Source organism: Nocardia fodinahabitans (genome assembly GCF_052983615.1).
This window is the reverse complement of the sequence record NZ_JBRJJC010000001.1, coordinates 2,053,154-2,070,641: the sequence shown is the minus strand read 5'-3', so window position 1 is coordinate 2,070,641 and position 17,488 is coordinate 2,053,154. Positions and strand designations below refer to the sequence as shown.

General features: G+C 68.3%; 18 protein-coding genes and 1 tRNA gene. 11 read left to right on the top strand and 8 right to left on the bottom strand.

All coding sequences use genetic code 11. The annotated features are described in order from the left end of the window. Positions 1-39: 39 nt before the first annotated feature. The 3 genes from NV348_RS09680 to NV348_RS09670 all read left to right on the top strand — a co-directional run bounded on the left by NV348_RS09680 (position 40) and on the right by NV348_RS09670 (position 2,169). Entirely contained in the window at positions 40-633 is a 594-nt protein-coding gene (locus NV348_RS09680) for an FtsB family cell division protein (RefSeq protein ID WP_447146745.1), read from the top strand. After that, positions 630-1,151: a DUF501 domain-containing protein gene (locus NV348_RS09675; protein ID WP_355273287.1), complete on the top strand. Its 522-nt coding sequence runs from the start codon at positions 630-632 to the stop codon at positions 1,149-1,151. Before NV348_RS09680 ends, NV348_RS09675 begins: the two co-directional genes overlap by 4 nt. A gap of 67 nt (positions 1,152-1,218) precedes the next feature. Then, positions 1,219-2,169: a Ppx/GppA phosphatase family protein gene (locus tag NV348_RS09670; protein ID WP_447146744.1), complete on the top strand. Its 951-nt coding sequence runs from the start codon at positions 1,219-1,221 to the stop codon at positions 2,167-2,169. Between the two features lie 124 nt (positions 2,170-2,293). Here the strand turns inward: NV348_RS09670 and NV348_RS09665 are convergent, their stop codons facing one another. Together NV348_RS09665 and NV348_RS09660 are read right to left on the bottom strand one after the other, a co-directional pair. Next, a complete protein-coding gene (locus tag NV348_RS09665; protein WP_447146743.1) occupies positions 2,294-2,944 on the bottom strand; it encodes a DUF8020 domain-containing protein in 651 nt (216 codons plus the stop codon). A gap of 158 nt (positions 2,945-3,102) precedes the next feature. Then, entirely contained in the window at positions 3,103-4,167 is a 1,065-nt protein-coding gene (locus NV348_RS09660; RefSeq protein ID WP_447146742.1) for a TfoX/Sxy family DNA transformation protein, read from the bottom strand. 270 nt (positions 4,168-4,437) lie between these two features. On the opposite strand from NV348_RS09660, the gene NV348_RS09655 reads away from it, so the two are divergent. The 3 genes from NV348_RS09655 to NV348_RS09645 all read left to right on the top strand — a co-directional run bounded on the left by NV348_RS09655 (position 4,438) and on the right by NV348_RS09645 (position 8,094). Next, positions 4,438-6,039: an MFS transporter gene (locus tag NV348_RS09655; protein WP_447146741.1), complete on the top strand. Its 1,602-nt coding sequence runs from the start codon at positions 4,438-4,440 to the stop codon at positions 6,037-6,039. Between the two features lie 238 nt (positions 6,040-6,277). Next, entirely contained in the window at positions 6,278-7,513 is a 1,236-nt protein-coding gene (locus NV348_RS09650) for a cytochrome P450 (RefSeq protein ID WP_447146740.1), read from the top strand. Beyond that, on the top strand, positions 7,510-8,094 hold the full coding sequence (locus tag NV348_RS09645) for a TetR/AcrR family transcriptional regulator (RefSeq protein ID WP_447146739.1): 585 nt from the start codon (positions 7,510-7,512) through the stop codon (positions 8,092-8,094). Before NV348_RS09650 ends, NV348_RS09645 begins: the two co-directional genes overlap by 4 nt. Position 8,095: 1 nt before the next feature. Here NV348_RS09645 and NV348_RS09640 read toward each other — a convergent pair whose 3' ends face one another. Further along, positions 8,096-8,680 (bottom strand): carboxymuconolactone decarboxylase family protein, encoded by a 585-nt coding sequence (locus NV348_RS09640; RefSeq protein WP_447146738.1) that lies wholly within the window; start codon positions 8,678-8,680, stop codon positions 8,096-8,098. A gap of 115 nt (positions 8,681-8,795) precedes the next feature. Here NV348_RS09640 and NV348_RS09635 point away from each other — a divergent pair, with 115 nt between their 5' ends. Both NV348_RS09635 and NV348_RS09630 read left to right on the top strand, forming a co-directional pair. Continuing rightward, on the top strand, positions 8,796-10,022 hold the full coding sequence (locus NV348_RS09635) for an acyl-CoA dehydrogenase family protein (RefSeq protein ID WP_447146737.1): 1,227 nt from the start codon (positions 8,796-8,798) through the stop codon (positions 10,020-10,022). A gap of 43 nt (positions 10,023-10,065) precedes the next feature. Further along, a complete protein-coding gene (locus NV348_RS09630) occupies positions 10,066-10,512 on the top strand; it encodes a cupin domain-containing protein (RefSeq protein ID WP_447146736.1) in 447 nt (148 codons plus the stop codon). A 125-nt stretch (positions 10,513-10,637) separates the two neighbouring features. Here NV348_RS09630 and NV348_RS09625 read toward each other — a convergent pair whose 3' ends face one another. Both NV348_RS09625 and NV348_RS09620 read right to left on the bottom strand, forming a co-directional pair. Beyond that, positions 10,638-11,876, bottom strand: coding sequence for a hypothetical protein (locus NV348_RS09625; RefSeq protein WP_447146735.1), 1,239 nt, complete (start codon positions 11,874-11,876; stop codon positions 10,638-10,640). 133 nt (positions 11,877-12,009) lie between these two features. Beyond that, positions 12,010-12,495 carry a hypothetical protein gene (locus tag NV348_RS09620; protein ID WP_447146734.1) on the bottom strand — a complete coding sequence of 162 codons (486 nt, stop codon included), beginning with the start codon at positions 12,493-12,495 and terminating at the stop codon, positions 12,010-12,012. Positions 12,496-12,568: 73 nt separating this feature from the next. Between NV348_RS09620 and NV348_RS09615 the strand changes: the two genes are divergently transcribed. Further along, the gene (locus NV348_RS09615) at positions 12,569-12,772 is read left to right on the top strand and encodes a hypothetical protein (RefSeq protein WP_447146733.1); all 204 of its coding nucleotides are present in this window, start codon (positions 12,569-12,571) and stop codon (positions 12,770-12,772) included. Between the two features lie 512 nt (positions 12,773-13,284). Here the strand turns inward: NV348_RS09615 and NV348_RS09610 are convergent. After that, the gene (locus tag NV348_RS09610; protein WP_447146732.1) at positions 13,285-13,515 is read right to left on the bottom strand and encodes a hypothetical protein; all 231 of its coding nucleotides are present in this window, start codon (positions 13,513-13,515) and stop codon (positions 13,285-13,287) included. 177 nt (positions 13,516-13,692) lie between these two features. Here NV348_RS09610 and NV348_RS09605 point away from each other — a divergent pair, with 177 nt between their 5' ends. Together NV348_RS09605 and NV348_RS09600 are read left to right on the top strand one after the other, a co-directional pair. Next, positions 13,693-14,661, top strand: a complete 969-nt coding sequence (locus NV348_RS09605; RefSeq protein ID WP_447146731.1) for an XRE family transcriptional regulator — start codon at positions 13,693-13,695, stop codon at positions 14,659-14,661. Positions 14,662-14,686: 25 nt separating this feature from the next. Continuing rightward, positions 14,687-15,337, top strand: a complete 651-nt coding sequence (locus NV348_RS09600) for a hypothetical protein (protein ID WP_447146730.1) — start codon at positions 14,687-14,689, stop codon at positions 15,335-15,337. A 431-nt stretch (positions 15,338-15,768) separates the two neighbouring features. Here NV348_RS09600 and NV348_RS09595 read toward each other — a convergent pair. After that, a tRNA-Leu gene (locus tag NV348_RS09595) sits at positions 15,769-15,842 on the bottom strand. Between the two features lie 115 nt (positions 15,843-15,957). Continuing rightward, a complete protein-coding gene (locus NV348_RS09590; protein WP_447146729.1) occupies positions 15,958-17,466 on the bottom strand; it encodes an amino acid permease in 1,509 nt (502 codons plus the stop codon). Positions 17,467-17,488: the final 22 nt, after the last annotated feature.

The window sequence follows — 17,488 nt, the reverse complement described above, 5'->3', positions numbered from 1 at the left end:
TACCGCAGGACAGGCAGTGAGATGACGGGGCGGTAGCGAATGACCGAGCGACGTGCGCGTGGAACCAGTCCGGGTGGACGAGGCGACCGCCGCACGTCGCGGGCCGCGCGTTCCCGCCCCAGTCATCTCGACGCCCCCGGCCGCCCCGCCGCGGCCAAGCGCACCACCCGGCGCCGTCCCGAGTCAGCCACCGGCGCGACGACGGGCAAGCGCAAGCCCAGCGGCAAGCTCGATCGCAGCGAGCACACCATCCTCGGTCTGTCGACCGGCAAGGCGGTGATCCTCGCGGCCGTGCTGTGCGGCCTGGCGCTGACCCTGGCCGTGCCGACCCGCACCTACTTCAGTCAGCGGGCCGAGGCGGCCGCGCTGGCCCAGCAGCGCGCGGAACTCGACGCCGACCTGGCCGCCCTGCGTGATCGCCGGGCCCAGCAGCAGGATCCGGCCTACATCCGCAGCGAGGCCCGCGACCGGTTGCGCCTGGTGATGCCCGGCGAAACCCCCTACATCGTGCAGATTCCCGGCATCGAAGCACCGGCGCCGCCGCCGATGAGCACCCGAACAGCGGCGCCCGACCCCTGGTACACCGACCTGTGGCGCAGCATCTCCGAACCGGCCCCGGAAGGACCAAGGTGACCGCACCGAACGAGCGCGACCTCGAGATCATCGCCCAGCAGCTGGGCCGCGAGCCGCGCGGTGTCCTCGCCGTCGCCTACCGCACCCCCGACGGCCTGCCCGCCGTGGTGAAGACCGCGCCGCGCCTGCCCGACGGCACCCCGTTCCCCACCCTGTACTACCTGACCGACCCGCGGCTGACCGCCGAGGCGAGCAGGCAGGAGTCGGCCGGGGTGATGCGCGAGATGACCGAACGCCTCGCCGCCGACCCCGAGCTGGCCGCGGCCTACCGCGCCGCGCACGAGAGCTACCTGGCCGAACGCGACGAGATCGAGTCGCTCGGCACCGATTTCACCGGCGGCGGCATGCCCGACCGGGTGAAGTGCCTGCACGTGCTGATCGCGCATTCGCTGGCCAAGGGCCCCGGCCTGAACCCCTTCGGTGACGAGGCCGTCGCCCTGGCCGCCGACGCGGGCCTGCGCGGCACCGCCATCCCCGCCGACTGGCCCGCCGCCCGCACGCCCGAAGAATCGGCATAATCGCGGACAGCGCGTGGCACCGGTATCGCACCGGCGCCGGGCGATCGGGCCGACCAGGAGGAACTTCATGACCGAGCGCATCGCCGCGGTGGACTGCGGCACCAACTCGATTCGTCTGCTGATCTCCGAGGTCGGCGCCGACGGCGGCCTCACCGACGTGCACCGGGAGATGCGCATCGTGCGGCTCGGCCAGGGTGTCGACGCGACCGGCAGGCTCGCGCCCGAGGCGATCGAGCGCACCCGCGTCGCGCTGTCGGACTACGTCGATGTGATGCTCGCCCACGGTGTTTCGCGAGTCCGGATGGTCGCCACCTCGGCCACCCGCGACGCCGCCAACCGGGATGACTTCTTCGACATGACCCGCACCGAACTGGGCCGGGTCGTGCCGGGCGCGGTCGCCGAGGTGATCACCGGCGACGAGGAAGCCCGGCTGTCCTTCGCCGGCGCGGTCGGCGAACTGTCCGCCGACGCCGGGCCTTTCGTGGTGGTCGACCTGGGCGGCGGCTCCACCGAGCTGGTCGTCGGCGACAGTGACGGCGTGCAGGCGGCCTACTCCGCCGATATCGGCTGCGTGCGCGTCACCGAGCGCTGTCTGCCCGGCGACCCGCCGACGGCCGACCAGGTCGAGGCGGCCCGGGAATTCGCGCAGACCAAACTCGACGAGGCGTTCGCGAAGGTCCCGGTCGACCGGGTGCACACCTGGGTCGGCGTCGCGGGCACCATGACCACCCTCACCGCCGTCGCGCTGGACCTGCCCGAATACGACGCGACCAGGGTCCACCTGACCCGGCTGAGCCTGGCCGAGGTCCACCAGGTGTGCGACCGCCTGATCGGCATGAACCACGACGAGCGCGCCGCGCTGGGTCCGATGCACCCCGGCCGGGTCGACGTCATCGGCGGCGGCGCGGTCATCACCGAGGTACTCGCCGACGAGTTGGCCCGCCGCGCGGGGGTTTCCGAGCTGGTCGTGAGCGAGCACGACATCCTCGACGGCATCGCGATGTCCATCATCGCCTGAGCGACGCACACCGCGCCGCCGCAGGCAGTGCCCGGCCGATCACCGCGCGGCCGGTGCGTCCCACCCGAAACGACGTCGCCGCGCACCGGGTCGTTTCCGATGCGCGGCGACGTGGGGTTGCGGATCAGGGCAGCACTTGCGGGATGACCTCGGGCGCCACCGCGCCGACGGCAGCGCCGATGAGCGCGCCGACCAGGGCGTTGGGCAGGCCGATCAGCCCGACGCACGGCAGGTACAGGATCATGGTCGTGATCATCGGAACGCACACCACCGCGGCGGCGATCAGACCGACGCCCGCGCCGATCGCGGCGGCATTGTGCACCGGATCGGAATTCTGCGCGGTGGGGTTGGTGGCGATGGTCTTCAGTTCGGTAGCCGCGCCCTGCGACACCTGCGGCGTCGCCTTCAGGGTGCGCCCGTCGGCGGAGATCTCGGTGGCGACGGTGATGGTGTTGCCGCCGACGGTGCCGAAGCTGGTGGGCACCTGCGCGATCGGGCTGCCGGTCGCCGATTCGACCGTCAGCGTGCCGTCCTGGCCGAGGACGAAACGCCCCTCGTCGACGGTCGCGGACACGGTCCGCATATCCGGCGTGACGTCCGTGCGGTAACCGATGCCCTCGGCCTGGCCGTGCGAGGCCAGCCCCTGGACGAACCGGGCCTGCTGATCGGCATCGACATCGGCCGAGGCCACGCCGGCGCAAGTGACCGCCACGGCGACCGGCAGGGCGGCGGCGAGCAGCCGCCGGCCGAGGCCGGAACTCGAGTTCTGGAACATATCGGAGAAACTCCCTCTTCCGAATTCGCCCGAAGAAATCGGCCCCCCGGGTGAATCCGAAATATCGTGGTCGATGAACACAGATGATTCGGATTGCCCTGCCGCCTTGGATGGAATTCCCGGCGCGCGCTATTCATCTCGGGCGTGGCGCGCGGTGTTCAGCGTGGGCTCGGCCGGACCGGCGCGCGGTAGCGCCGCGGCGACACCCGCTCGGGGGCGGGCGCCGGACCGAGTGCTGCGACCAATTCCCGCCGCCGCTCGGGTCCGATGAACCGCCGGTCGCGAAAAGTGAGCGCGCCCTCCATCGCCCAGAGCATTTCCAGATTCAGGCCACGCACTTCCGCCGCGCGCAGTCGCCGATAGGTTTCCACCGCACCGAGTTCGGCGAGTTCGTCGAGCGAATGCACGTCGGCGTGCGCGAGCATCGCCGCGGCCGCGTGGCCGAGTTCGGCGCCGCGGCCGCGATATTCGCGAATACGCAAATGGGCGTCACCCCGGACGGTTTCGGCCTCGCTCCACACGGCGGCACGTAACTCGTCGGGCGACGACGGCATTTCGCCCGCGGCGAGAACCTGGGCGCGCGCCTGCCGAGCGACACCGACCATCGGGCGAAATGCCCGGAAGATCTGGATCTCACCATCGTGGCCGCGATGCCATTCGTCCAGATACACGTGATCGCTCCCGAACCCCGAGGAGTCGAGTCGCGCCGCGTCCAGCGCCCACACCCGGCAATCGTCGGGCGTGCGCGGGCTCAGGACCAGCATCCCGCGACGTCGCGTGATCGCGCCGCTGACACGTCGATACCGGTGCCGCTCCCACCGCTCCAGCGCGCGCGGCTCCAGCGCCCGATCCAGTCCGAAGGTCTGCCAGCGCACCGTCCCCGCCGAACCGGTGTCGCTTATCCGCTGTCTCAGCGCGGCAGCGGCCCGGTCGTCGAGGTGGGTGTGCCAGCCCGGCACCAGCACGATGGGATCGGCGGGGTCGGCGTCGAACGGCGTCGGCACCAGGAACGCCCGGTCGATGAGGATCACCGTCCCCGGCCGGGATTGATACGACAGCCCCCACAGCAACCGGGCCAGCAGCTTCGCCCCGTGGTCGTCCGACAGCACATGCCAGGTCTCGTGGAACCGATTCGTACTGAACCGCGCATGTGTCCCCGGCCGCGGCACGATCACCGTCCGCACACCACGAACTCCCCGCACCGCGTACCGATGCAGTTTCAACCCGTCCGCGATATCCCGGGCATTCCCCGGTCGTTGCCTCTTCATCCCCCCAAGGAGGCCACATCGCCCCGCGGCCGGGCAATCGCTTTTCCGGCCGGGAGCGGCCGGTACACCAGGCGGTGCGGGCTTGTCGTCGAAGTGGGCCCGTCGTAACGGTTGGGGGCTCGTTGCGAGTTTCGGGGGCTCGCGGGGCCTACTGTCTGGTTCAGCAGTGTGTTGGCCCGAACCGGGTTGCCACCGGTTCACGACGAGCGAGGTGGTGGGACTGCCATGGTCGACGGAACCGTTTCCGGGGGTGCCGATCAACTGTCGGGTAGCCGACGGCTGCTGGCGGTCCTGCTGGCGATGGCGATGTTCGTCCTCGTCGTGGACACCTCGCTGATGAACGTGTCGATCTCGGCGGTGGTGCGCGACCTCGACACCACCGTCAGCGGTGTGCAGTCCGCGATCGCGCTCGAGGCATTGGTGTCGGCGGCGTTCATCCTGATCGGCAGCAAGGTCGGGGATCTGATCGGCCGTAGACGCGCCTACGTGCTCGGTCTGTTCGGCTACGCGACCGGGGCGACCGCGATGATGTTCGCGCAGAGTCTGACCGCGGTGATCGTGCTGTGGGCCGTGGTCGGTGGTATCGGTGCGTCCCTGCTGCTGCCGGCCATGCAGTCCCTGGTGCACGGCAACTTCCAGGGGGCCGCGCAGAAGCGGGTCTACGCACTCGTCGGCGCGGCGGCCGCGATCGCCGCCGCCGTGGGACCACTGCTCGGCGGCTTTGTCACGACCTACCTGTCGTGGCGCGTCGGGTTCGCGCTCGAGGTGGTGATCATCGCCGTCGTCCTGTCCGGTATCGGGCTGGTTCGCGACGTGCCCTTCGCGGGCGCGCGCGGAGTGGATGTGGTCGGCGCCGTGCTATCGGTTTTTGGTATGGGTGGCATTGTGCTGGGGATTCTGGTGTGGCAGGAAGGTGGCGAGGCCGTCGCGGCCCTCCTGGTGGCCGGTGCGGCGGCGTTGATCGGGCTGGCGTACTGGCTTACCCGCCGGAAGCGGCGGGGCGAACCCACGCTGATGGATCCGGACCTGTTCCGGTCCAAGGCGTTCCGGCTCGGGGTCACCGGGCAGATGCTCCAGCAGGTCGCTTTGGGTGGCACGATGATCGCACTGCCGATCTACCTGCAGATGGTGCTCGAGTACAACGCGATGCAGGCGGGCCTGTCGCTGGCCCCGTTGTCACTGAGCATGTTCGCCGTCGCGCTGCTCGCGGGGAAGCGGGCAGGGGACCGGCGTTCAGCGCCGATCATCCGGTGGGGGTTCGTCCTTGTCACCGTCGGTATCGCGATGCTCGTCCCGCTGGTGCCCCGCGCGGAGTTCGGGTGGGCGCTGCTGGCGCCGCTCGTCGTCGCCGGCGCCGGCTTGGGTCTGCTCGTCTCGCAGCTGAACAACTACACGCTCGCGCCGATCTCGGAGGAACGGGTCAGCGAAGCCTCGGGCACCAACTCCGCCGCCGGGTCGTTCGGGCTCTCGTTCGGTCTGGCGTTCGCCGGCGCGATCATGCTGGCCACGCTATCGCTCACCTTCACCGCGATGGCGAAGTCGAGCGAGGTTCTCCCACCTGCGGAGCAGGAGTACGTCGCCCAGGTCCTCGAGGAGGACGCGCAGGTCATGAGTAACACCGAACTCGAGTCGCTGCTCGCTGATCAGCCCCCGGCGATACGTGAGGAGATCGTCCGGATCAACACCGACGCAAGGCCACTCGCGCTGCAGGTGGCGCTGCTCGTGCCGATCCTGGCTGGACTGCTCGGGCTGCTCAATTCGTTCCGAATGGTGCGCGAACCCGACGCACCGCCCGCAACGCCGGGTACCACGCCCGGGCTGCTCTGACCTCGCTGCCGACGTGGTCCTGCCCACGGGGTCGTTCGCTCACGATGCCCTCGCGGTCGGGCGAACGATGGTGCGGCCAGGCGGGTGGCGCGACGGGGCCGGCCTCGGCGCGCAGCGCGAGAGCGAGCGTCTCCTTCATGCCCGAAATCGTCCCAGGAACCCATGCCCGGATATTCCCCGCCGACACGACCAGAAACCAGCGTTAGACATCTGAGTGTTCTTGTCTTATCTTGGAGGCATGAGTTCAACGACGTCTCATACGGTCGGGTTCGAGCTGCGCTCCGGGGAAACCTGGCGCGACCCCTGGTCCATGTACTCCGCGCTGCGTGACCAGGATCCGGTCCACCGGGTGATCCCCGAGGGGCGGGAAGCCGACGACTTCTATGTGCTGTCCCGCCATGCCGACGTCTGGGCGGCGGCCAAGGATCCCGAAACCTTCTCCTCCGCAGCGGGATTGACCGTCGACTACGTAGATCTGGTGGCGGCCGGCTTCGGTGCCGTCAAGCCGTTCGTCTTCATGGACCCGCCCGAGCACACCGACTTCCGCCGCCGGGTCGCGCCGGGGTTCACTCCGCGCCAGGTGAATTCGGTGGAGCCTGCGGTGCGCCGATTCGTCGTCGAGCGGATCGAGCGGCTGCGCGCGGCGGGGTCGGGCGACATCGTCGAGCAGCTGCTCAAGCCGCTGCCCACCATGGTCGTCGCGCACTATCTCGGTGTGCCGGAACGCGATCACGGCAAGTTCGACGAGTGGACCGAGAACATCGTCGGCGGCGCGGTCGCCGGGGCCGGGCTGGCCGCGGGTGATCAGAACGCCTTCACCGCGGTCGGTGAGCTGGTCGGCTACTTCTCCGAGCTGATCGCCCGTCGTCGCGTCGAACCGGGCGACGACACCATCTCGCATCTGCTGGCCTCCGGCCTCGGCGCCGACGGCGACAACGAGGGCCTGATCGCGATTCTCGGCTTCGCGTTCACCATGATCACCGGCGGCAACGACACCACCACCGGCAACCTTGGCGGCGCGGTGCAGCTCCTCACCGCCTACCCCGACCAGCGTCGTTTGCTCCTCGAGGATCCGTCGCTCATTCCGGACTCCATCGAGGAATTCCTGCGCATGACCTCACCGGTGCAGGGCCTGGCCCGCACCACCACCCGCGACGTCGAACTGCACGGCACCACCATTCCCGCGGGCAGGCGCGTGCTGCTGCTCTACGGTTCGGCCAACCGCGACGAACGCGAATTCGGCGCCACCGCAGCCGAACTCGACATCCGCCGCAACCCCAAGCGCATCCTCACCTTCAGCCACGGGCACCACCACTGCCTCGGCGCGGCTGCCGCCCGGATGCAGGCGCGCGTCGCGCTCGAGGAGCTGCTGGCCCGCTGCCCCGACTTCACCGTCGACCTCGACGCCGTGCGCTGGTCGCAGGGCAACTACGTGCGCTGGCCGGTCGCGGTGCCGTTCCGGGCCGTGGCATGAGCGGCGACTGGCTGGCCACCGACCGCGCGGATCTGGCCGCCGAGCGCATTCTCGACGCGGCCGCCGAACTGTTCGCCGAACGCGGGGTGGCCGCGGTCGGCATGCGCGACATCGCCGCGGCGGCCGGGTGCTCCCGGGCCACGCTGTATCGCTACTTCGACAATCGCCAGGCCGTGCGGATCGCCTTCGTGCACCGCGAGACCCGGCGCATCGTCGCCGGGCTCACCGATCGGGTCCGCGATATCGCCGATCCGGGGGAGCGGATCATCGCCGCGATGCTCGGCGCGATCGCCGCGGTCCGGGCCGACCCGCTGCTCATCGCCTGGTTCCGGCCCGGCGATTCCGGCACGGCCGGTCGCCTCAGTCAGGACTCCGACGTCATCGAGTCCCTGGCCGCGACCATCTTCGCCGACATCGATCTGAGCGATCCCGAGCGCAGCAGGCTGGCCCGCTGGCTGACCCGGGTGATCGTCTCGTTCCTGGCCACCCCCGGCCTCGACGACGCCGACGAAGCCGCGATGCTCCGGGAGTACGTCGCCCCGATCATCACCCGCGCCGCCCCGACCCTGGCCGATTACTGATTCATCGGCCGGGTTCGGCCACCCGCGACTTTCCGTCGAAGTGGGCGACGCGCGGTTCCGGCATCGCGCACGCCATGCCGTCGGCCATCCCGGTCGGCTGCACCCCCAGGCCCTGGTTGAGCCGCGCCCGCTGGTTCTCCCACGCGATGGTCGCGGCCAGCTCGGTCAGCTGGGCCTTGGACAGATGGGTGAGCAGGGTGTCGCGCAGCTCCTCGAGGTCGACCGCGGGCGTCGCGGTCATCGCCTCGGCGAACGCGATCACCAGCTTCTCCAGCTCGGTATAGGCGTCGCTGGTCCGGTACCGGGGCAGCTCGGTGATCTGTGCCCTGGTCAACCCGGAGGTGTGCGCCAGCGCCGAGCCGATGTCGAGACAGAACTGGCAGGCCACCAGGCCCGCCGTCTTGAGCTCGGCGAGTTCCTTGAGCCGGGGATCGAGCTTGTTGCTGAACAGCAATGCCGTCTCATACGTCATGGTCGCCGCCGCGATCTGCGGTCGCCGCCCGAGCCATCCGACCAGATCGCCACGGTTTCGCCGCGCGTGCCCGATGACCTCGGCGTATCCCCTGATTCGCTGGACCACTCGCATCGATACCACCCCTTCGTGTCGACGATTCGCCCTACCTACGAACCTACGCCGGGCGCACACTAGAACGTGTTCTATATTCGAGACAAAGTTCCGGCGATCCCTCGGGAGTCCAGATATGTACCAGTGGTCCGACGAAGACCTGATGTTCCGCGACGCTGTGCGCGGTTTCATCGCCAAGGAGATCACCCCGCACGTCGACCAGCTGGAGAGCGGAGCGCTGCCGCCGTTCGACATCATCCGCAAGCTCTACGCCACCTTCGGGCTCGACGAGATGGCGCGCGAAGGGCTCGAGAAGGCGCTCGCGCGTGAGGAGGCCGGCACCACCGGCTCGGGCAAGTCCGGCGGCGGTTTCAGTGGCGCGGGCAGCATGGGCGTCATCCTCAACAGCGAGCTGGCCGGTGTCAGCCTGGGTCTGGTGGCGTCGATGGGCGTGAGCCTCGGGCTCACCGCGGGCACCATCCGCAGCCGCGGCACCCTCGCCCAGAAGAAGCGCTGGCTGCCCGAACTGGTCACCATGGCCAAGGTCGGCGCCTGGGCCATCACCGAGCCGGACTCGGGCTCCGACGCCTTCGGCGGGATGAAGTCCTACGTCCGCCGCGACGGCGCGGACTACATCCTCAACGGCCGCAAGACGTTCATCACCAACGGCCCGTACGCCGACGTCACCGTCGTCTACGCCAAGCTGGACGAAGAGGACGGCACCGACCGCCGCGACCGCAAGGTGCTCGCGTTCGTGCTCGACAAGGACATGCCCGGCTTCGTGCAGAGCCCGGCGTTCAAGAAGATGGGCATGAACTCCTCGCCCACCGGCGAACTGTTCTTCGAGAACGTCCGCATCACCCCCGACCGCCTCCTCGGCGAGACCGAGAACCCCGCCAAGGGCGACGGAAAAGACAGTGCCAAGGAGTCTTTCGCGGCCGAACGCATCGGCATCGCCTCGCTGGCGCTCGGCATCATCAACGAATGTCACCGCCTGTGCATCGATTACGCCAAGTCCCGCAAGCTGTGGGGCAAGGAGATCGCGCAGTTCCAGCTCATCCAGCTCAAGCTGGCCGAGATGGAGATCGCGCGCATCAATGTGCAGAACATGGTCTTCAACGCCATCGAGCGCACCGCCGCGGGCGACAAGGTGACCCTCGCCGAAGCCTCGGCGATGAAGCTCTACTCCTCCCGTGCCGCCACCGAGGTGGCGATGGAGGCCGTCCAGCTGTTCGGCGGCAACGGCTACATGGCCGAGTACAAGGTCGAGCAGCTCGCCCGCGACGCCAAGTCGCTGATGATCTACGCGGGCAGCAACGAAATCCAGGTCACCCATATCGCGAAGGGGCTGATCGCGGGGTAGAAACAGCGGTTCGACCTGGTAGTTCCGCTCGTATACTACGAAGATGCGAATCCACCGGAATGCCCTCGCCGGCGCCGTGGTCGCCGCTGCGATCGTTGCTCTCGCGCCCTCGACGTCGGCCACCCCGCCCTCGGGGGTGACTGTCGAACAACTGACCACGGTCGATGTGAGCGGATTCGGTCCGTTCGCCGCGTTGCCGAGTGTGTTCACCTTCCGGCGCATCACCATCGCGCCGGGCGGCACCCTCGGGTGGCACTATCACGACGGCAATGTGCTGGCCTTCGTGACCGCGGGTGAGGTGACGCGCTACGAGTCGGACTGCGTGCCGGCCACCTACTCGGCGGGTCAGGGACTGTCCGAGACCGTCGGCCCCGACCACGTCCATGTGGGCCGCAACCTCGGGACCGGGCCCGCCGAGCTGTACGTCGCCTACATCAATCGCGCGAACGAACCGCTCTTCGTCGACGCCCCGGCCCCGGACTGCCCGTAGCCGCCTGCCGATGCCGCCTCCGTAGGCGCGGCGACCCGGTTGACGCCACAGCGCGCCCGCCGACTTCGCCGCGACCGTCCGAATGGCTCGCCCGCCGTGGCCATCCGACTGGCTACACGGCGATTTCAGGCGAGGCAGGCGTCGGCGCCGCCGGCGGAGAACGTCTCGGCGCTGCAATAGGTGGCTTGCGGGTAATACGGACCCATCGTGATGGCCGGGTCGGCGCCGGAGTCCTGGGAGGCCTGGACCGAATTCGGGTAGAACGCCGCGCTCGGGGTCATGTTCCGCAGGAACAGCACCTTGTCCACGTCGGTGCTGCCCCAGGGAATCGGCGTGACGTTCGGCGGGAGATCCGTCGGCAGGTCCGCGGGCACGGCGACGACGTAGGTGTAGTAGCCGGAGGCGTCGAGCGCGGTCTCGAAGTCGGCGGCGCAGGCGACGACAGGGTAGGGGGTGCGGAAGTCGTTCTGGCACATCGACCAGTACCGCATCTGGGCCGGCTCGGTCGGTGACTGTCCGGCCCTGGTATCCGGGAAGGTCGGGGCTTTGCCGCGCACCACCAGCAGCCGCCCCGGCTGATAGCTGATGCGGGTCCCGACGTACTTGTTGTCCCCGTTCGGGAAGAGCCCGGCGGTGCTGGCCGGATTGCCGAATGTCGCCTCCGGGGCATTGCCGGGGAACGCGCCCGAGGCGGCCGCGGCGATCCCCTGATCGAAGGCCGCTTTCGCGACATCGGCGACGGGGCCGGTGTATGCGGCCGGGTCGAAGGGCTGCTCGCACGGCTGGGCCGGAACCTCGGTGCCCGCGAGGGAGAGCTTCACATCCGGCAGCGGAACACCGCCACTGACCGAGGTCGGATCGGTCGGAACGTAGACCCGGACGATGACGAACCCGATCGGAGTGTTCTGCCCGCTCGCGACCGCCTGAATCTCGTTGCGGCTGTGGTCGGCCGGTCCGTTGACCAACGTGGCGTGCCACCGCTGTTGCGACGCGGGCAGCGCGGCGGCGGAGGCGTCGACGTACGGGTTACCACTGCCCGGATCCGCGGCGATCTCGTTGTCGCGCAACGTGTCCACGGTGTCGAGATTCGTCCCGTAGGTGTTCAGCGAGAAGTACCGCGCGGCCGGATAGGTACCGGACAACTCGATCGAGTCACCCGGCCCCAGCGCGAACGGCATCACCCAATACGTCGAGTTCGCATCGGGGAAAGCCACATTCAACACGGTGTCGTTCGACATGAACCGCCACGCGCACAACGCCGGGTCCGGCGGCCCCGCGGCAGCTGACCCGGCGAACCCCACCGCCGCCAGCACCGTCGCCACCACACAACCGACGCGAACGATCAAAGCCACAACCGACTGCATGACGATCCCTTCGTTGCGCTCGAACTGCCGAACTACCGAAGAATCCGCACGTCCACGTCACCGTGGTCGGCTCGCGACCAACATAGACCACCCCATTGTGTCGAACCCCTCCGGGGACGCCGATCGATCAGCGTCATTCCCTCGGTCCGACGTTCTCGTCGCTCCCGCGCGCGCGGGGAATGATGTCGTCGACCACACGCGTCAGGTGCTGCGCGACTTCGCTCCGGGGGTGAACCGACAAGGCCTGGCTGACAATCAGCCAATCCGCGACGACATCACCTCGGACATACTTGCGGAAACAGTTGTAGATCGCGTAATAGGCGAGCTCGACCGAGTCGGGGAATGCCAGATCGTCGTCTTGCATCGCGACGATGGGCTCGAGATACCTACCGCCGATATCCGCGCGATCCACACCGGCCCGAGCCGCGCGAAGGGCATCGGCGGGCAGCTCGACATCGACGTGGTGCCACATCCCCACGACCGAGTCGCGGTAGCGAAGCGCAGCGGGCTTTCCCCGGACGTAACCGTTCCAGGTCAGCAGGGCATCGTCGCACAGCGAGAGATGAACCAGTCGTCGGCTGTCGGCTCCCAACTGGAAGAAGGGGTGCTTCGATCTCATAGGCGATTCTAACGATCATCGACCCCGATATTCGGGGCAGCCGACATCGCGGGCCCGACTCTACGATTCGGTCATGATCCTTCTGACTCGAATACTGCGCGCCGGTGTCGCGGCTCTCGCCGTCACTACAGGCCTTCTCATCGCGGCAGGCCCGGTCGCCGCGGAAACCACCGGCACGGGCAGCAGCTCCCTCGGCACCGGCTCGGCACAGAACCTCGTCGAGGCCTTCGCCTGCGCCGTGGGCGCCATGTCCTGCCCCATCGTCATACCCCAGTGACCGCGGTCGGAAGGGCTGGCTGACGTATCCGCACAGGCCTGTCCGTTCCGAAACCGGCCTAATCGGTCAACCGGCGCAACATGTCGCGGTGGACGCCGGATTTTGTGTCGTGACTGCGCCGCGCGGCGCCTACCTGTGCCGATGAAGTGCCCCCACTGGGACTCGAACCCAGACTGAACGGATTTTAGGAACCTCCGGCTCGATCCGGCGACGCCCCGGTTACCTGCGGAAATACGCGGCGGCAGCTCTCAAAGTCACACTGGCCTTGTGGTTTTGGGGTGGTCTGCGGGGGCTTGCGGGGCCTATAGGTAGGTTCGCGGGGCCTTGAGAACGCCCCTAGCGGGGTGGGCCGGAGCTGGGGCCGCGTCTCCGCAGGTGGGAGACATTTTCGCTCTCGATGCGCTGCTGGATGGCTGACACGGTGCGGTCCGGCGGGATGCGCTCGGGCCACAGCACTACTCCGACGATCACGGCCAGCGGCAAGCCCACCGCAACGACGAACCCGAGCGTGATCACCCGTCCGCCCGCCCGCTGGTCTCGCCCACGGTCATGGGGCACCAGTCGCGCTGTTCGGCTGCGGTGAGCCACGCGGCTACGTTGTCGAGCGATCCGTGGCAGACGACCCGGAACGGGCTGTACAGCTCCCACCCGTAGGGCGGTTCTGGCGCGCGGCGGATTGCCATCGACCTGTTCGCGGCCCGTTCGGTCAGCGCATCAAGCTGAGATTTGATCGCGTCGCTCATCAGTCCCCCTGTGGGTCATTGGGTGAATGCGCCCACCGCCGCAGAGCTTTCGCCATCGTCCGCGCAGCTCACTACGCCCGATGTGCCGAGCAGCGTTGCCCGACATACCCCGGCGGTGGGGCTAAGAGATACTCTCGGGGACTACCGAGAAAATGGCCCGAGCAATACGGTTTACCTATGTTTACCGATGGCGGGGCGGTGACCGGGGGCCTGTTGCGCGAGCTGCGCACGATCGCCGGTATCGGCCTGCGGACGATGGCCGCACGTACATGTTTCACGACCGGGTACCTGTCGCTGGTTGAGACCGGGCGCAAGCCGGTAACCCCGGTGGTTCTGGCCGGGTACCGCGCTGTACTGGGTGACCCGACGTTGGGGCTGGCGAATGTTGACCCGGAGCGGCTGCAGGCCACAGTCACCGACCCGTCCGGCGCTGGCAGTTCCAGCTTGGAGGACGTTGCGGTAATCCTTGAACGCACAAGGCATTTGGAGGATGTGGCGGGCGCGGAACTCGTCGCTCCGGTGATCCGGGGGATGGACGGCGTAGCGCGGGCGCTGGCTGCTGAGCGGATCGGCGGAACCGCGGCGGCGTGTATGGCGTCGGAGGTGGCCCGGTACCGGGGCTGGCTGGAGCACGCCATCGGTAGCCCGCACGTTTCCAACCGGGCACTGGAAGACGCGGCGCGCTTGGCAGAGGTGGCGGGGGACCGGTCCCAGCTCGCCCACTCCTACAGCTTCCGCGCCTACACGGCGCGCCACCAGGGCGACACCGCGCGGGCAGTTGCGCTCACGGACGCCGCTATCGGCGTCGACGGGGCACACCCGATTCTAGGTGTGTACGACCGGTACCAGCGCGCGGAACTGCTTGCGTTACGCAAGGAATTGCGCCAAGCCGGTAAGGCGCTCGCCCTGGCCGACAAGGCAGCCGAGGCAGCAGACGGGATCGAGTTGCCCGCCTTCGGCTACTGGTACACGGCTGGGTTCTGGGGCGTGCAGCGCGGCATCGTGCTGGCGCTGCTCGGGCGCAAAGCCGACGCGATCGCGGAGGCCACGCAGGGCGTAGCGGCTATGCCCCCCGGGCACAAGTCCGCCGGGTGGCTGGCATCAATGCTGGCGCAGATCGCCCCTGAGATGAAGCCGGGCCCATAGCCGCGATCTCTGGGATGATCTGTGCGTGCCTCCCGAGCAGATCATCCAGATCGTCCAGAGCTCGCCCGCGTGGTGGCAGGCGTGGCTCCCAGTGCTGGGCTCAGCTCTTGTGGCCACCGCCGCATACACCGGGGTCGTCAAAAGCAACCGCACCAACCGTGATGGGATTGCTGCGGCCGACGCGCGTGAGCACACCAAATGGCAACGGGAGGCTCTGATGGAAGCTTCAGCCGCCGTCATGGAGAAGTCCCGAATCGTGCGCGGTATTGCTGCGCGAGTCGCCGAAGGCGGGGATGAGCCCTACTACCATGAAGGGCCGACGCGCCCGAGCGGGCCAACATTCTTCGGGCGGTATAACCAGGCAATAGACGATCTTTCGCAGGAGATGCAACGACTACGAATGGTCGCCGATGTGAACGTGTACACGACCGTTCAATCAGTGCTAGATGCGCACAAGGCGGCACGCGGCGCAGCTTTCAACTGGGTTAAGTCGCTAGAGCTCGGCGATCTCGCTTCTGACGATCCCACAGCGACCCAAAGGAATCGGGAGATACGGGAAGCGCTGTGGGCCAGTGAGAACGCTGTGCTAGTGCGCGAGCATGAACTTGCTGATGCTGTATGCGCCAGCCTTGGCATCGAGCCGTTACTATCACCCGGCCGTACGCCGCCCGAATAGCGGCACCACGTTGGCCCCGTTCGAAAACTGCGGCGGCGTGACTACCGCCGAGGTGACGGGTTCTGTCAGGTTGTTAGCCGGGTGCTGTGCCCGAGCCACTTTGACACCTGGATGAAGTGCGTACCGGCCATCAACTGCATTACCGCGAACGTGTGCCACAGGTCGTCCACGCGCACGCCGGTCTGCGCAGGGATGGCCGGGGTGGTGTCGGTGGCGGGCACTTCGGGCTGTGGGCGGGCAGCCCCACGGCTACGAGCGCGGGCTCGAGTTCGCAGCTGGGCTGAGAACGACGCCCGGTGCGCTGCTGGACGGGCTACCTGCGCCTACTGGCGATGCCTGACCCGCTCAGGGGGGGTGACCGGGGGTGGGGCGAAAGCCCATCAAACGGCATGGAAATGACGCCGCGACCCATCTACATGGGTCTTCTTGAGTGCCCCCACTGGGACTCGAACCCAGACTGAACGGATTTTAAGTCCGCTGCCTCTGCCAATTGGGCTATAGGGGCGTCCGGGACAGCCTAGCGACTCGTACGGGTGTACCGGAATCGTGTCGGTATACAAGGTCGGCCCGGCGTGTCGCCGATGACAGCGCCGAACCGACCTTATCGCCGATGGGGCTGGTCAGCCGGTCGACGGGCGATTACCGAGGACGGAGTGGCGGCGGCCGTAGGCGAAGTAGACGGCGAAGCCGAGGACCATCCAGACGATGAAGCGCAGCCAGGTCTCCACCGAGAGGTTGACCATCAGCCACAGGCACGAGAGCACGGCCAGGATGGGGACCAGCGGGACCAGCGGGACGCGGAAGCCGCGGGGCAGGTCGGGGCGGGTGCGGCGCAGCACGAGCACGCCGACCGAGACCAGGACGAAGGCGAACAGGGTACCGATGTTCACCATTTCCTCGAGCGTGCCGAAATCGACGAAGCCGGCCAGCACGCAGCAGACGATGCCGACGATGACGGTCAGCCGGACCGGCGTGCCGCGCGAACCCGTGTGGGCCAGCCAGCGCGGCAGCAGCCCGTCGCGCGACATCGCGAACAGCACGCGGGTCTGGCCGAGGAACAGCACCATCACGACGGTGGTCAGGCCGGCCAGCGCGCCGATGGAGATGACGTTCTTGGCCCAGTCGACGCCGTGGATGGCGAACGCGGTGGCCAGCGTGGCGTTCTCGCCCGCCAGATCGGTGTAGGGCACCATGCCGGTGAGCACCAGCGACACCGCGACGTAGAGCACGGTCACGATGAGCAGCGAGCCCAGGATGCCGCGCGGCACCGCCTTCTGCGGGTTCTTGGTCTCCTCGGCGGCGGTGGCGACGACGTCGAAACCGATGAACGCGAAGAACACCAGGCTGGCCGCGGCGAGCAGGCCGTACCAGCCGAAGCTGCTGTCGCCCGCGCCGGTGAGGAACGAGAACAGCGACTGATGCAGGCCGCTGGCGCCCTCCGCTTCGGGCTGCGACGGCGGGATGTAGGGGCTCAGATTGGCGGCCTTGAAGTAGGTGATGCCGAGCACCAGCACCAGCGCGATGACGGCGAGCTTGATCGCGACCGCGATCGCCGACACCCGCGAAGACACCTTGGTGCCGATGGCCAGCAGCACACCGAGCACGACGATCAGCGTGACCGCACCCCAGTCGAAGGTGACCGACCCGAGTTGCACAGTGGCGGAATCGAATCCGAAGACGGTGCCCAGATACTGCGACCAGCCCTTCGCGACCACCGAGGCGGCGAGCGCGAATTCGAGAATGAGGTCCCAGCCGATGATCCAGGCCACCAGTTCACCGAAGGTCGCGTACGAGTAGGTGTAGGCGCTGCCCGCGACCGGCACGGTCGAGGCGAACTCGGCGTAGCAGAACGCGGTGAGACCACACGCGATGGCGGCGAACACGAACGCCAGCGAGACCGACGGCCCGGCCACATTGCCCGCCGTGCGCGCGGTCAGCGTGAAAATACCCGCGCCGACCACCACGGCGACACCGAAGATCGTCAGGTCCCAGGCCGTCAGGTCTTTGCGGAGTCTGGAATCGGGCTCGTCGGTGTCGAGGATCGATTGCTCGACCGACTTGGTGCGGAACAATCCGCTCTGTCGGCCGGATGGTCGGCCTGCCGCTGGCGTGGCGTCCGGTGTCGGCACGGGTCTTCTCCTTCTGTACGAA